Below are 14,988 nucleotides of genomic sequence, written 5' to 3'. Positions count from 1 at the left end.
CCGTTGTGGGTCAGGCTTATTTTTTATGGAAAGAGGGGCGGATATAGCCCAGCTTTATGCCTTTTGTAACAGCCTCGAGAGAGGAAGAAACGCCGAGCTTGTCAAAAATATGCTGGATGTGGTTTGAAACTGTACGCTCACTGGAGTAAAGCCTGTCAGCGATGGCTCTGCGCTTATACCCCTCAGACAAAAGCTGTAGAATCTTTGTTTCTGTTGCGGTCAGCTCCTCGATGTACTCGGCTGTTCTGGGAAAAACAAGGGCGCCCCTGTCAATTTGAATCAGGCTTTCGAGCAGCTTGTCAGGATCAAGATTTTTGTTTAAAAAACCGCAGGCGCCCAGCTTTTCGGCGGCGTGGCGGTAAACGGGCAGGTCATAGCCGGTTAAGAATACAAGCTTCAGGCCGGGAAATTCCTGTTTAAGGCTGGAAGCCAGCGTGATGCCGTCCTCATTGCTGACCGTGTCGAGGTTGATATCGAGGAGAAGCATGTCCGGCTGAAGCCGGCGTATCTGTGCGGCAGCCTCCGATGGATCCTGAAGCGTTGTGAAGTCCTCGATTTCGGGCGCATCCTCCAAAACAATTTCAAGGCTTTTGGCAAAAAGGGCGTGGTCATCAATCAATAAAATTTTCATAGGAAATATCTCCTTTCACGGGGAGAAGCGCAGTGGCGCAGAGGCCGGAGGGCTGGTTTGGGGTGATTCGCAGCTCGCCGCCGGCCGCGGTGAGGGTCTCGGAAACAGAAACAAGGCCCTTGTGGTTGAAAAGGTCGGCAGGCAGCGCAGTGAAGCCGGTTCCGTTGTCGAGGACAGACAGGCGGATGCAGCGGTCTTTCAGTGTTAAGCTGACGCTGATTTCTGCCGCGTCAGAGTGCTTGTACGCGTTGTTCACCAGCTCTTTTATCAGACGGAAAACAATGCGGTTGTAGGGCTCGATGAGAAAGAGGTCATCCGGACAGACCAGCTGAACCTGCACCTTTCTTAAAGGGTAGGTTTCAGCAATGCCTTCCAGCAGCCTTTCGTAGTTTTCCTTCAGTGTCATTGAACGCAGCAGCGCCGGTGAGTACTCCTGCATTTCATTGCGGATCGAGGTGTTAAGCTGATCCAGGGTGCTGGTGATCAAGGCTCTGATCTCGGGACGGTCCGCTTTGGCAGTCAGGTTTTTGACAGATAAAAGATCCTGAAGGACTGCGTCGTGCAGATAGTCTGAAAATGCTTTTTTCAGGCGCTCCTCCCGGTTAAGCCAGATGAGAGGGTCCCTGTAAAGCGCGGCGGTATTTCTGCCGGAATGCGACAGCGTTTGATAGGTGGTGTAAAAATAACAGAGCAGGACAAAGCAAAGGGCTGTGTGCAGCAAAATAAAAATGGCGATGAGCGGCAGCGAGAAAAACCAGCCGAGCAGCGACAGGACAGCCGCTGCACCAAGGGCGAGGAGGGACAAGGAGGCCACAGGAGGACGGCCAGTGGCGGCGCTCTCCCGGCTGTTTTTTAAAATCCTTTGAACGCTGATAAGCGGCAGGCCTATAAGAACATAGAGCCCAGTGTTGGACAGAAAGACAGGGCTGTGCCTGAAAGCAAGGCTGTAAAAAACCGCGGGAAAGAGGATCAGCAGCATAGAAATCAGCAGACTGCGGCGCTCCTGTCTGAAAAAGTACCGGCTTCTTTTTCTGTTAACCAGAAGAATGGTGCCAAAGGCTCCGGTGCTGAACAGCCACTGAACAGCCAGAAGCAGATTAAAGAGGCGGGGGTTTGGAAGATTTACCAGTGTCAGCAGGGCAAGTGCCAGCTGAAGATACAGAATGGGCCGCCTGCCCGTGTAGGCAGAGTCCTGAAAAATAAAATTCAGGAAGAACCAGGATAGAACCAGCGGCAGAAGCGCATAGAGCAGGAGGCCGAGGTCTGCGAAAACCCGGAGCTCCAGCCTCAGGAAAAGCATACACCAGGTGATAAAGACCAGAACCAGAGTGTAGCGCCTTAAAAAGGCATTGCTGCGGTAGTTTTGAAGCTGGATGAGGACGGCGCCGAGATCTGTCAGAAAAATGACAGCCATGGGCATCAGCGCATCAGCGCCAAAATCCAGATGAAGCCGGAACTCCCAGCATAAAAAAACGGTCAGAAGCAGTTGGTTGATCATAAGCAGCAGCTGTGAGTTGAGATAGTGGTTTTTCATGGGAGCCTCCTTTCTGATGTTTTTTTTATTGGTTGAATAGTCAAAATAGCCTCGTAACTTCTTAAACGTGTTTATAAGTTTCGCCGCAAAATGGCTTGAATACAGGTTCTTTCACGTATTGTCTTAAATCCGCTTATATCTCTTTATCTCTTCTCTTTGTAAGCGCGGGCGTCAAAAAAGCGTCAACATAGAAATGAATTGTTACGCGGTAGAACGGCATTTTGAGGTGTGGGAACATAAACCCTTGTCGACTCATTTTCGCACCTGCAAGGCTGCATGAATGCTGCACTTGTGACGCTCTACTTGGGAACATGCTACCCCAGTAATTAGTAGTGAGCGAAAGCACTCATTGCTTTCGCTCGCTTGATTAACCACATAGGCGGGGGACAGATGGGCTTGTCAACACGGGCGCAGTCCGTTCATTTTATCGTTAACAAGGGCGGCTGGCTCTGCCAGCACCAAAACGGCCGCCATTATTCTCGATAAACAAAATGTTGAACACTGTCATCGAGATTTTCCAAGAGTTGTTTTGCATTTGTAGGATATATTTCAATATCACTTAATTTATCAATCGGAACCCAGTGAAATTCAATCTCAAAATTTCGGCCCTCAAGCTGTTCTTGTGCCATAAATATGCCTTTTTTTGGTGTATCTCCATCTTCAATTACAACTGTATAATATAAGCAAATCTGATGACAAAGCTTTCCTCCCCATGAAAAGAAAATTTCGCCAACCCATTTTAATTCACTAACTGAAATATCAGCGCCAATTTCCTCTTTGAATTCACGCATTAGCGTTTCTTTATTTGTTTCCCCAAACGCAACATGTCCTCCAGGAAAAGAGAATCCACTGTCGTTTGTGGGCCTTTGAAGAAGAACCTTGCCATTTTGTATACAGATGCCAGCTACTCGATACGAAAACACATAATCGTCGGTCTTAAACAATATATCAGACATATAATTTCCTCCTTTTGCAAAATATAAGCTTACGTTGTTGAATTTTCATTCTTATTGTACATTATTTCCAACTGAAGGCTATCGGCTGGCACAGTGTATCAATGCCTCTGTGAATTCTTATTGTACATTATTTCCAACTGAAGTTCCACTTCGTTTGGCATATTCTCACGGCTAGGCATTTGTAAAAAGCAAAGAGGGCTTGGGAGCATTCGCAATAAGTCATTTTTGGGAAGAGGGTACCCTCTTCCTATGCTTGCTACGGAAGTTTTCAACTTCAAAAAGGGGAATGGAAAGGAACGAAAATGAATTTCCAACGTGGCACGGGGAAAAGCAGTTTTTTGCTCCCAAATGGAGTCTATTTCCTCATATCTTCTTAATCCTTTTTATAAGTCCTCACGGAGTGCGGGCGTCAAAAAAGCGTCAAAGTACCTTTTGAAGCTACCCACATGAGAATGCAAAAAGTCGCAGTAATACAGTATTCATGCGGGTTTCGGCGGGCTGTGGGCATCCCCCCCTACATAAACCATTCCACTATTTTTTATTATAGCATAATTCAGGCATTGTCTGCGACGTGGCAGCAGGCCAATTGTGTGAGGATATAGTACAGTGCAAAAACGAGCAGGTACAGCGCATAGGACAGTATAAAAGGCTGCAGAAGGGCTGTACCGCTGATGATTTGCGGCATAAGGGCATTGTAGCACTGCAAGGCAAAAAAGCTGTGCAGTCCACCGAGAACGCAGGGAATGCTGAAAAGAATCAGGTTCTGTTTTCCGATAATCCGGTGCAGCGCCTTTTTTTGATAGCCCAGCTTTTTTAAAATCTCGAAATCCTTCAGGTCATAGCGGGTGTCAGAAAGGCTTTTAAAATAAAGGATACAGCCCATGGCAATAAAGAATATCAATGCGCCAAAGGCGGTTAAAAGCAGGTTTGGGCTGCTGGCGATCAAAAATTCATCCTTTTTAAGACAGGCGCTGGCAAAACGGTAGTCACCCTCGAAAAGCGGCGCAAGAGCTTGGGCGGTGGCGGAATCCTCTGACAGGCTGCCGCCAAAAATACTGACAACAGAGGCCGCTTCTAGGCCTGACTGAGCCAAAACGGCGTAGAGGGCATCTGAGACAATGAGCGTTCCCACGCCTTCGTTGGCAAAGCCAGTGGCATTCTCCAGGGTGGTTCTATCTATTTGGATGCGCTGTGTGGCTCCGTCTGGCAGGGTCAGATCATAGACGGTGCCGGCAAGCGGATCGCTGCCGCTTAGATAGCGGACGAGGACCGCTTCATTTTGGGAGAGGGACAAAATAACGGGTTTTTTCATGGCGGTCATACGGCGGTTGTAGTCGGACTGACGCATAAGGGCAAAGTGTGCGCCGTTGTTTTTTCGGGCGTACTCAAAATCCGGAAGATCCGGCGAATCGGAGGCGGCGAGGAGCAGACGGGTTTCAATGACCTGATAATCTTCCTGGGCATGGCAGCGGCGGATGAGATCGAGGGCTTCGGACACTTTTTGTTGGTTTTCTCCGGGAAACTCAAGGGCAGCGGGTGTGATTCTGGAAAGCCCCTGCTCTGAAAAGGAGTAGGTGCAGAGCGTGGAGCCCAGTATACCAAGGGTGGCGGCGGAGAGCAGGGTGAGCAAAATGAGCATACGCGCGTTGCTGCGGATGCGGTGCACAAATTTTGGTAAAACCACAATGGTGTCGGGTCTGTAAAACCATTTTTCGCACCGGCGGATACTCTGGACGCCAAAGGGCAGAAAGGAGCGTATAAAGAAAACCGTTCCGATGGTTACGAGAAGAAAAGTCAGCCCTGCCATGGGCAGAAATCCAACAGTTACCCAGAGTGAACGGACACCGGCGGTAATATTGAAGGCCAGACCGTAGCCAGAAGCCAGGAATACCAGTCCCATACCAGCGGATACGGGGCTCAGTTTCAGGGGCTTTTCGCTTTTCTTCTCAAGTCTCACCATTGATAAAATACGGACCTTTCTTAAAATGGCGCCGTTTGACAAGAGCAGAAAAAGCAGAACAGCAGCGATGAAAAGCGTGGTTTGCAGCAGGGCGTCAGGATTAAAAAGCAGAACGGACGACAGATCAATTTTCAAATCCAGAAAGGCGGAAAGCAGAAGAACCACACCCTTGTGGAGAAGGCTGCCGATGAAAAGGCCGGAGAGCAGAGCAGCAGAGATGATCAGAAGGTTTTCAAAGAAGAGCAGGCCCATGACTCGGGTCTTTCGAAAGCCGAGCAGAGCGTAGACACCGAGCTCTCCCATGCGCCGCTTTGTGAAGAAGCTGTTGGAATAGACCATATAGAACAGAACAAAGGCCATGAGAATAACGGAGACCACGCTGGTCATGGCCTCGACCCGTCCGTCCTCAGATATTTTTTCCAGGATTAAGGTATTCATGGAAAAGGCTTTAAAGCAGCTGTAGACAGCGAGAACGAGGGTGACTGATAGAAAATACAGCAGATAGAAGCCATAATTTTGTTTCAGGTTTTTACAGGCAAGAAAAAAGAGTTTCATAAAAGCCTCCTATTGTCCTAAGGCTGAGACAGCGGCAAGAATCTGGCTGTGAAAATGGGCAGGTGTCTGATCCTTGCGGTGTAATGCCCTGACGATACGGCCATCCTTAAAGATAAGGATCCGGTTTGCAAAGCTGGCGGCATAGGCGTCGTGAGTCACCATGAGAATGGTGGTCTTAAGATCGACGTTTACTTCGCTGAGCTTTGTCAGCAGCGCGGCGGCCGAGGCGGAATCCAGAGCCCCTGTGGGCTCGTCAGCAAAGAGGATGGCCGGATTCTTAACCAAAGCCCTTGCGGCGGCAGTTCTCTGGCGCTGTCCGCCGGAAAGCTGGGCGGGATACTTGTTCAGGAAAGAGGCAATGCCAAAACGCGCTGCCAGCTTCCGAACCATTGTGTCAACCTTGTGGGCTGGAGTGCCGATGAGCGTCAGCGGTACGGCGATGTTTTCCTGCACAGTCAGGCTGTCGAGCAGAAAATATTCCTGAAAGATAAACCCAAGTCGGTCACGCCGGAAGTCGGCGGCAGCGTTGTCCTTCAGGTCCTGAATATCAACACCGCCGAGGGTGATACGCCCCTCGGAGGGGACATCAATGGTGGAAAGGACATTGAGCAGCGTGGTTTTTCCAGAGCCCGAGGCGCCCATAATCCCCAGAAACTCGCCGGAGGCGACCTTGAATGAGACGTGATCTAGAGCTGGCGGCTGGTTTTTATCATAGTATTTTGTCAGATTTTGTGCGTTCAGTAAAACAGACATGGTTTTGTTCTCCTTGTTTTTAATAAGCTGGTTTTTATTATACGGTGAACAGGAAAGGAAAGAATGAGTAAAAAGCGCATATTTTTTATTTGTATAAAGGGCCAAAGAGGTTTAAAATAAAGGTGTAATTGAGTTTTTGGGTTTACAATTTAGAAATAATTGAACTGACGGAGGGTTAGTAATGAAAGAAATAATTGGTTTTATTGGATGCGGCAATATGGCTCAGGCCATGATCGGCGGTGTGGTAAACAGCAGACTTTTTAGCGGCGATCATATTATCGCCTATGATCCATCGGAAGCACAGCGCCAGAAGGTGAGTGAAAAATTCGGTATCCGGACAGCCGAATCCAATATCCAGGTAGCCGGCAAAGCCGACTATCTGGTGCTGGCGGTTAAGCCCTTTGTCTATGCCGATGTCCTGCGGGAGATTGCCGGTCACATCAAAAAGGGTGTGATTGTGATTGTGATCGCAGTGGGCGTGGAATTTAGTGATGTTAAGGATATTTTGGGTATGGATACTAAGGTGGTCCGGACACAGCCGAGCACGCCTGCCTTTGTCGGTGAGTCCGACTCTACGATCTGTCCGGATGATTTAATGACAGAGCAGGATATTGATGCGGTCACGACGATTTTTAAAAGCTTTGGCAAGGTCGAGATCATCAGCGAAAAGCTGATGAATGTGGTGCCGGCCATCGCCAGCTCCGCTCCGGCTTACACCATGCTTTTGATTGAAGCCATGGCCGACGGCGGGGTGCTGCACGGCTTTCCAAGGGATCAGGCTTACCGTCTGGCAGCCCAGTCCGTATATGGCGCGGCAAAGCTGGTGCTGGAGACAGGAGAGCATCCGGCGGTTTTAAAGGACCAGATCTGCACACCTGGCGGCACGACCATTGAGGCGGTGCGCGCCTTGGAGGCTTCAGGCTTCAGGGACGCTGTCATCTCAGCGGTCGACGCGTGCGCACTCAAGTCCATCAGCTTACTGAAGAAATAAACGAAAAGAGGTTTTGAGCATGGATTCTTCTTTAATTACTAAATTGAGAAGAAAACTGAATTTGGAGCAGATGACATCGCTCTGCTCCGGTGAAAACAACTGGGAAACGAAATCCTATGAGGAGCCTGGAATCCCCAAGGTCGTAATGTCTGACGGCCCTCACGGCCTGCGGGTTGAGGTGAAGAACGAAGAGGGTAAGATCGGTGTGGGCGGCAGCGCCCCGGCCACCTGCTTTCCTCCGGCCGCCCTTGCGGCCTGCAGCTTTGATGAGGAGCTGATCCGGGAAATGGCCGCGGCGGTTGCGCAGGAGGCCCGTATGGCCGGTGTGGATTTGATTTTAGGCCCCGGTCTGAACATCAAGCGTTCGCCTCTGTGCGGCCGGAATTTTGAGTACTATTCGGAGGATCCTTACCTGTCCGGCCACCTGGCAAAGGCTTTTGTGGAGGGCGCCCGGCAGGAGCATGTTGGAGCGACCTTAAAGCATTTCCTGGGGAATAATCAGGAAACACACCGAATGACCGTCGACGCGCTGATTGATGAACGCGCTCTGCGTGAGATCTATCTGAAAGGCTTTGAAATTGCGGTTAAGCAGGGAAAGCCAATGGCGGTTATGTGCTCCTACAACAGCATAAACGGCGAGTTCTTATCTCAGAATAAGCGCTTTCTGACCGAAATCCTGAGAAACGAATGGGGCTTTGAGGGCATTGTGATGACAGACTGGGGCGCTGTTTACGACCGTGTGAAAGGCGTAAAGGCCGGTCTTGACCTGGAAATGCCCGGAAGCGGCGGTGTGAATGACAAAAAAATCTTTGATGCCGTCAAGGAAGGTAAACTTAAAAAGACAAAGCTCAACGAGATGGCAGAGCGCCTGATTGCCTTTGCCCTTGAAGCGGAGGAAAACCGTCAGGCAGCCGGGACACCGCAGGCGGTGGATGTCAACGCGCAGCATCTGATTGCCCGGCGCGTTGCGGCTGAGAGCATGGTGCTGCTCAAAAACGAAGAAAATCTCCTGCCCCTTGATTGTGAGGGACTGAGAAGAATTGCCGTTATCGGGAAAATGGCTTTTGACCCCAGGTACCAGGGTTCAGGAAGCTCAAAGATCAACCCCTACCGGATTGAGGCGCCCTACGACGCCATTGTGAACGAGACCGAAGGCCGGGTTAAGCTGCTGACCGCCCAGGGCTATTCGGACAGCTCCGACGAAAAACATGAAAGAATTGTACTGGAAGCAGCGGAAACAGCTGGAAAAGCCGATGTGGCGGTGGTGTTTGCCGGATTGCCGGATAAGCTGGAGTCGGAGGGCTATGACCGGACATCCCTTAAGCTGCCGGAGAACCAGCTGGAGATGATCCGGCTTGTCTGTGAGAAACAGCCCAATACGGTTGTCGTATTGTTTAACGGCGGTGTGGTAGACCTGGAATTTGAGAGCCAGCCAAAGGCAGTTCTGGAAGCCTGGCTTGGCGGACAGGCTGTAGGCGCGGCGGTTTCGGATATTCTTTTTGGACGGGTCAGTCCGTCGGGGCGGCTGGCGGAGACCATCCCCATGCGTCTTGAGGATACGCCTGCCTATATTAACTTTCCCGGCACAGAGGACTGCGTCAACTACGGCGAGAGTATTTTTGTGGGATACCGCTATTACGACTATGTGGACCGGCCGGTCCGCCACCCCTTTGGCTTCGGGCTCAGCTATACCCGCTTTGAGTACAGTGATATGAAGGCATCGGCCTCGGATGACGGCACAGTGCTGGCCAGCTGCCGGGTAAAGAATACCGGAGCGCGCGCGGGCAAGGAAGTGGTTCAGCTTTATACCGGAAAGTCGGACGGAAAAGTCCAGCGTCCGGTACGGGAGCTCAGGGGCTTTACTAAAATTGCACTGGCACCCGGCGAGGAGAAGGTCGTGGCCTTTGAGCTGTCTCAGGACGACTTTACTTATTTTAATCCAACCACCAACGCGTGGACACAGGAAGAGGGCCTGCACCGGATTTCCATTGGCGCCTCGAGCCGGGATATCCGTCTCGAAGCTGAGGTTGCGCTGCCAAAGCCGCCGCTGCCAAAGCTTACGCGCTATTCTTATATGGACGATTTTATGGCAAATCCGAGGGGACGGCAGGTGATCGAGGTCATCATGTCCCAGTTCCAGAATGTGACAGGGCAGGCCATTGATACCGAGGATGCCTTTTTTATGACCATGCTCCACGGCACCCCGGTTTCCAAAATCGTGACCTTTACCAACGGACTGCTGAGCGATAAAAGCGTGAACCGGATTCTGGAGTTTGTCAATGGCGAGGACGACAGTGAGACTTTTGACATTCGCTGTCTTTTCGAAGATAAAGCGGAAAGAAAAAACTGGTTCCAGTCCATGCTGGAGGGAATCTTCGGCAAAAAAGATGACAGTGATTTTTATACGGTCGACTGCTCAGTCCGTGATCTGATGGCAAATCCTGAAACCAGGGCTGTGCTGGCCAAATACTGTCCCGATGAGTACATGAAGGGCGAAATTATGGACATGATCATCAGTATGGGGGTTACCATGCGCAAGGTGCAGAAGCTGATCCCAGATGAATACTATCCATACAGCCTGCTGACCACCATTGATGAAGAGCTGAGGCGCATTAAAAAAGATAAAAAAGAAGAAAAATAAATTTTGCTTGACTTGAAGTGGACTCCAGGTGTTATGCTGTACAGAGAAGCAAAGCGGATTTTAGTTTGGAGGTAGAGAAGCATGACCATTTCGGAAGTGGCAAAAAAATACGAGCTTTCAGCGGATACAATCCGCTATTATGAACGGATTGGGTTGATTCCCAGAGTAAACCGAAGCGCCAGCGGGATTCGGGATTTTACGGAAAGAGACTGCGGCTGGGTGGAGTTTATCAAATGTATGCGCGGAGCCGGGCTGCCCATTGAGGCATTGATCGACTACGTCGCTCTTTTCCAGCAGGGAGAAATGACCGTTGAGGCCCGGAAGACCATTCTGATTGAACAGCGGGATGTGCTGGTTGAGCGCATGAAGGAAATGCAGACCACGCTGGAGCGTTTAAACCAGAAGATTGAGCATTATGAGGAGGGACTCCATGTCGCTGAAAAGCGCCTTCAAAAAAGGGGCGACTAGAATTTAAGAGCAAAGTAAGTTAAGACAGGCGTGTGCCAGGGCGGCACGCGCCTGTTTTTGCGGTTTAGGCTTTTTTAGTTTTAATTTCAGAGCATTTGGGCTATAATAAAAGGTAAAAGAAAGATAAAGAAGGTTAATCATGAAAGTTTTGACAGTTGATACTGCCACGATTGTCGCGACCGCGGCAGTGGTGGATGAGAATAAATTGGTTTGTGAGACCATCGTCAATTTTCAGAAAAAGCATTCTGAAAAGCTGATGCCCGCCATCGACCATATGCTCAAGGACGCCGGCCTGACCATTCAGGATATGGACGCCTTTGGCATTGTTAACGGGCCGGGCTCCTTTACGGGGCTGCGCATCGGTATGGCGACGGTCAAGGGCTTTGCCCAGGCGCTTGATAAACCGGTGATTCCAGTTTCCACGCTGGAGGCGCTGGCCTGCAATCTGCCCTACGCAGACGGTGTGGTCTGTCCGATCCTCGACGCCCAGCGGTCACAGGTTTATACGGGCTTGTTCCGCTTTAATGAGGAGGAGGGCATGGTGGCCGAGCTTGAGGACTCGGTTATGGATATTGAGGTCCTCATCGGAATTTTGCAGGATTATTCCGACGGCCCGATTTACCTGCTGGGGGACGGCGTTCCGCGCTTTTACGAGACAATGGCCGAAGCCCTGCCGGGAATAATCAAGGTGAAGCAGCATTTATCCATGAACCGGGCTTCGTCGGCGGGAACTCTGGCAGTTGAGCGCGCGCTTAAAAAGCAGTGGCAGGACTATAAAAGCGTCGAACCAGTTTATATCCGTCCTTCCTATGCTGAAGAGCATAAAAAATAGGATGACGGCAGAAATACGTGAAATGCGGAAGCAGGACGCTTCCAACTTATATGAAATCGGACAGGCGTGCGGCTTGGGTTCATGGTCGCTCGAGTCGTATGTCAATGAATACAATAACCCCATTGCCAAATATCTGGTGGTGGAAGCGGAGGGACAGGTTGTCGGCTTTGCGGGCATCTGGTGTGTGGTGGACGAGGCGCAGGTGATGAATGTCGGTATTCTCGGGAAATACCGACAAAACGGCCTGGGTACCCAGCTCATGGCGGCTTTGATCAAAACCGCCAGAGCCCAGGGGTGCAGCTGCATGACACTGGAGGTCAAGGAAACCAATGTGGCTGCAATTCGTCTCTATAAAAAAATGGGCTTTTCGGCCGCCAGCATTCGTGAGAATTATTACCCGGACCACGCAAACGGCCTTATGATGAGGAGGGGTGATCTTGGATAAAAAATCTTTGGCAACAGCCATTATCATGGGGATTGTGTTCCCTGTTTTTGTACTTATAACCTCGATGGAATGGGCGGTGTTTGACCGCGGCTTTTTTCTGGATCAGCTGGATAAAAACAATGTTTCCCAGACGACCGGCATTGCGTCGAAGGAGCTGCCGGCTGTAACGGATCAGATTTTTGCTTTCCTGAAGGGGCAGCGCGAGGATTTTAATATCTATGCCGAGATGGAAAATGATCTGTACGTTCCGCTTTTTAATGAGGAAGAACGGATTCACATGGATGATGTGTTCGGTCTTTTAAAGGTGGCGGTGATTGTTCAGGTGGTGTGTGGTGTTCTGTTCCTGGCGGGGCTGATCCTGTTATTTTTCTGGAACAGAGCGGCCATTGCCAAGGCCGTGCTCGGCGGCTCTGTTTTTGGTCTGGTGCTGCTTCTGGCAGCGGCTCTGGCAGCTGTTTTTGATTTTACAGCTGTTTTTCAGGCGGCCCACCGGCTGATCTTTACCAATGATTACTGGTATCTTGACCCGAATGAAAGTGTTTTGATCAACATTGTGCCTGAACCTTATTTTATCGCGCTGGGGCTGAGAATCGTGATCATCGCAGCAGTGGTCTATCTGATTGGGGCTGTGGGCGGCGGCTTTTTCAGCCGGCGTTTTGCTCAGCGGAAATTCATGAAAAATTCAAAAAGAAAATTTTAGAAAGTGAGTTCTATGAAAATATTAAGCATTGAGACATCCTGTGACGAAACCTCGGTGGCAGTGGTTGAGGACGGAAGAAAGGTTCTGACCAACCGGATTTACTCACAGATTGATATACATAAAAAATACGGCGGCGTGGTGCCTGAGATCGCGTCCAGAAACCACGTGATGAAGCTGCCATATATTATCGAAGAAGCCCTGGAGGAAAGTGGGCTGGGATTTCAGAATATTGACGCCATCGCGGTGACCAACGGCCCGGGGCTGGTGGGGGCGCTGCTGATCGGCGTATCCGAAGCCAAGGCTTTGGCCTACAGCCTGGGACTGCCTCTGATCGGCGTAAACCATATTGAAGGGCATATCGCCGCAAATTTCCTGCAGTACCCGGATCTGGAGCCGCCTTTTTTAACACTGGTGGTATCCGGCGGGCACAGCCACCTGGTAATGGTGCGGGATTACCAGACCTTTGAGATCATTGGAAAGACAAGGGATGACGCGGCGGGAGAAGCCTATGATAAAATTTCCAGAGTTCTGGGCCTGGGATATCCCGGAGGCCCGGCCATTGATAAGGCCGCCCGGGAGGGAAACGCCCACGCGGTTGAGTTTCCCAGAGTTTTTTTGGAAAAGGACAGCTACGATTTCAGCTTCAGTGGCTTAAAATCCGCGGTGCTCAATTACCTGAACAGTAAAAAGATGAAGGAGGAGCCCATCGTGGTGGCAGACGTAGCCGCCTCTTTCCAGCTGGCAGTCATCGAGGTGCTGGTTGAAAAAGCGATTCACTGCGCGCTGGAACAAAAGGTCGATAAAATCTGTATGGCCGGCGGTGTTTCCGCCAACAGCCTGCTACGGGAAATGATGCAGGAGAAGGCAGAGGAGAACGGGCTTGAGCTGTATTACCCTGCGCCCATACTGTGTACAGACAATGCTGCAATGATCGGCTCCATGGCCTATTACAACTATATCAATGATGTAAAAAGCGACTTGTATTTAAATGCTGTACCCGGCCTGAAGATTGGCAGCAGATAATGGGTATTATTCTATTATTAAAAGCGACAGTGTAAAGCGGTACACGCTGTTTCGGCGTATACCGCTTTGCAGTGTGACTGGAAAGAGGTGCATTTGATTTGAATCGAATCAGGCAATGGCTTCAGGGCGGTCCTCACAGCGAGCATAAAGGCGGTCTTGAAATTTTAAAATACATTGGGCCGGGTTTACTGGTTACCGTGGGTTTTATCGATCCGGGCAACTGGGCTTCCAATGTGGCGGCCGGGGCAGAGTATGGATATTCTCTTTTGTGGATGGTGACGCTCTCCACCATTATGCTCATTATTTTACAGCATAACGCCGCGCATCTTGGAATCGCGACGGGCTACTGTATGTCGGAGGCGGCGAGCCAATATCTGCCCAAGTGGCTTAGCGTTCCGGTTCTGTCGACCGCTGTCCTGGCGACAATCGCCACCGTTATGGCAGAGGTACTGGGCGGGGCCATTGCACTCGAAATGCTTTTTTCAATTCCCATAAAAATCGGCTCCATCCTGGTAACGGCCCTGGCGCTGTTCCTGCTTTTAAGCAACTCCTATAAAAAGCTGGAGCGCTGGATCATCGGCTTTGTATCATTGATCGGTGTCTCCTTTCTGGTTGAGATACTTATGGTTCATGTCGACTGGGGCGCTGCTGCTGTTTCATGGGTCAGACCATCGACACCGCCAGGCTCCATGCTGGTGATCATGAGCGTGCTGGGCGCTGTGGTAATGCCCCACAATCTTTTTCTGCACTCCGAGATAATCCAGAGCAGGCAGTGGAATACGAAGGAAGAATCTGTCATCAAAAAACAACTGAAATTTGAGTTTACAGATACCCTGGTGTCCATGATTATCGGATGGGCCATCAACAGCGCCATGATTTTAATGGCAGCGGCGACCTTCTACAAAGCGGGCCTGCAGGTAACCGAGCTCTCTCAGGCGGCCGATATGCTCAAACCGCTGGTCGGCTCGGGCGCATCGCTGATTTTCGCCTTTGCTCTTTTGATGGCAGGTATCAGCTCATCCGTTACTGCTGGCATGGCAGGCGGTACCATTGTGGCGGGGATGTTCAAGGAGCCCTACGATATTCACGACCGCCACAGCCAGCTTGGGATCGTTGGTATCTTTCTGGCGGCATTGGTCATTATCTTCTTTGTGACCGATCCGTTTATGGGGCTGGTTTACAGTCAGATGCTCCTGTCCATCCAGCTGCCGGTCACGATTTTCCTCCAGATTTATCTGACCACCTCCAGGAAAATCATGGGGAAATTTGCCAATGGCAAGATCGACTTTACGATTCTGCTGATTGTCGGAATACTGGTAACAGCGCTGAATGTCATGCTGCTGGTGAGCAGCTTTCAGTGAAATTTGGATTTTTTAACGCAATGAACCACGATATATAGCGGTATGCGTCGTTTTGGCGTATACCGTTTTTTGAAATGAGATTAAAATAAGTACGTAAAAACAGGATTTTATGGTATACTATTTTTGGTTGAAAACCAT

Annotated in this window: 13 protein-coding genes; 8 read left to right on the top strand and 5 right to left on the bottom strand. The window is 50.3% G+C overall.

Annotated features, from left to right (window positions below):
• Nucleotides 1-16 precede the first annotated feature (16 nt).
• The 5 genes from I2B62_RS12665 to I2B62_RS12645 all read right to left on the bottom strand — a co-directional run bounded on the left by I2B62_RS12665 (nt 17) and on the right by I2B62_RS12645 (nt 6,389).
• Entirely contained in the window at nt 17-631 is a 615-nt protein-coding gene (locus I2B62_RS12665) for a response regulator transcription factor (protein ID WP_195269431.1), read from the bottom strand.
• The gene (locus I2B62_RS12660) at nt 612-2,165 is read right to left on the bottom strand and encodes an ATP-binding protein (RefSeq protein WP_195269430.1); all 1,554 of its coding nucleotides are present in this window, start codon (nt 2,163-2,165) and stop codon (nt 612-614) included. Before I2B62_RS12660 ends, I2B62_RS12665 begins: the two co-directional genes overlap by 20 nt.
• A 473-nt stretch (nt 2,166-2,638) precedes the next feature.
• Nucleotides 2,639-3,121 (bottom strand): NUDIX hydrolase, encoded by a 483-nt coding sequence (locus I2B62_RS12655; RefSeq protein ID WP_195269429.1) that lies wholly within the window; start codon nt 3,119-3,121, stop codon nt 2,639-2,641.
• A gap of 553 nt (nt 3,122-3,674) precedes the next feature.
• The gene (locus I2B62_RS12650) at nt 3,675-5,636 is read right to left on the bottom strand and encodes an FtsX-like permease family protein (RefSeq protein ID WP_195269428.1); all 1,962 of its coding nucleotides are present in this window, start codon (nt 5,634-5,636) and stop codon (nt 3,675-3,677) included.
• A 9-nt stretch (nt 5,637-5,645) separates the two neighbouring features.
• The gene (locus I2B62_RS12645) at nt 5,646-6,389 is read right to left on the bottom strand and encodes an ABC transporter ATP-binding protein (RefSeq protein ID WP_195269427.1); all 744 of its coding nucleotides are present in this window, start codon (nt 6,387-6,389) and stop codon (nt 5,646-5,648) included.
• A gap of 181 nt (nt 6,390-6,570) precedes the next feature.
• On the opposite strand from I2B62_RS12645, the gene proC reads away from it, so the two are divergent.
• The 8 genes from proC to I2B62_RS12605 all read left to right on the top strand — a co-directional run bounded on the left by proC (nt 6,571) and on the right by I2B62_RS12605 (nt 14,850).
• Nucleotides 6,571-7,380 (top strand): pyrroline-5-carboxylate reductase, encoded by an 810-nt coding sequence (gene proC / locus I2B62_RS12640; RefSeq protein WP_195269426.1) that lies wholly within the window; start codon nt 6,571-6,573, stop codon nt 7,378-7,380.
• A gap of 19 nt (nt 7,381-7,399) precedes the next feature.
• Nucleotides 7,400-10,021 carry a glycoside hydrolase family 3 C-terminal domain-containing protein gene (locus tag I2B62_RS12635; RefSeq protein WP_195269425.1) on the top strand — a complete coding sequence of 874 codons (2,622 nt, stop codon included), beginning with the start codon at nt 7,400-7,402 and terminating at the stop codon, nt 10,019-10,021.
• A gap of 81 nt (nt 10,022-10,102) precedes the next feature.
• Entirely contained in the window at nt 10,103-10,489 is a 387-nt protein-coding gene (locus I2B62_RS12630) for a MerR family transcriptional regulator (protein WP_195269424.1), read from the top strand.
• A 139-nt stretch (nt 10,490-10,628) separates the two neighbouring features.
• A complete protein-coding gene (gene tsaB, locus I2B62_RS12625) occupies nt 10,629-11,321 on the top strand; it encodes a tRNA (adenosine(37)-N6)-threonylcarbamoyltransferase complex dimerization subunit type 1 TsaB (RefSeq protein WP_195269423.1) in 693 nt (230 codons plus the stop codon).
• 1 nt (nt 11,322) lies between these two features.
• A complete protein-coding gene (rimI, locus tag I2B62_RS12620; RefSeq protein WP_195269422.1) occupies nt 11,323-11,766 on the top strand; it encodes a ribosomal protein S18-alanine N-acetyltransferase in 444 nt (147 codons plus the stop codon).
• Complete coding sequence (locus I2B62_RS12615; RefSeq protein WP_195269421.1) at nt 11,759-12,466, top strand: TIGR01906 family membrane protein; 708 nt, start codon at nt 11,759-11,761, stop codon at nt 12,464-12,466. Before rimI ends, I2B62_RS12615 begins: the two co-directional genes overlap by 8 nt.
• 12 nt (nt 12,467-12,478) lie before the next feature.
• Nucleotides 12,479-13,489 (top strand): tRNA (adenosine(37)-N6)-threonylcarbamoyltransferase complex transferase subunit TsaD, encoded by a 1,011-nt coding sequence (gene tsaD / locus I2B62_RS12610; protein ID WP_195269420.1) that lies wholly within the window; start codon nt 12,479-12,481, stop codon nt 13,487-13,489.
• A 107-nt stretch (nt 13,490-13,596) separates the two neighbouring features.
• Nucleotides 13,597-14,850, top strand: coding sequence for an Nramp family divalent metal transporter (locus I2B62_RS12605; RefSeq protein WP_347707819.1), 1,254 nt, complete (start codon nt 13,597-13,599; stop codon nt 14,848-14,850).
• Nucleotides 14,851-14,988: the final 138 nt, after the last annotated feature.

It is taken from the genome of Eubacterium sp. 1001713B170207_170306_E7, assembly GCF_015547515.1.
Lineage (GTDB): Bacteria > Bacillota > Clostridia > Eubacteriales > Eubacteriaceae > Eubacterium.
Note: the sequence above shows the minus strand (reverse complement) of the source record. Positions and strands in the feature narration are given on the sequence as shown.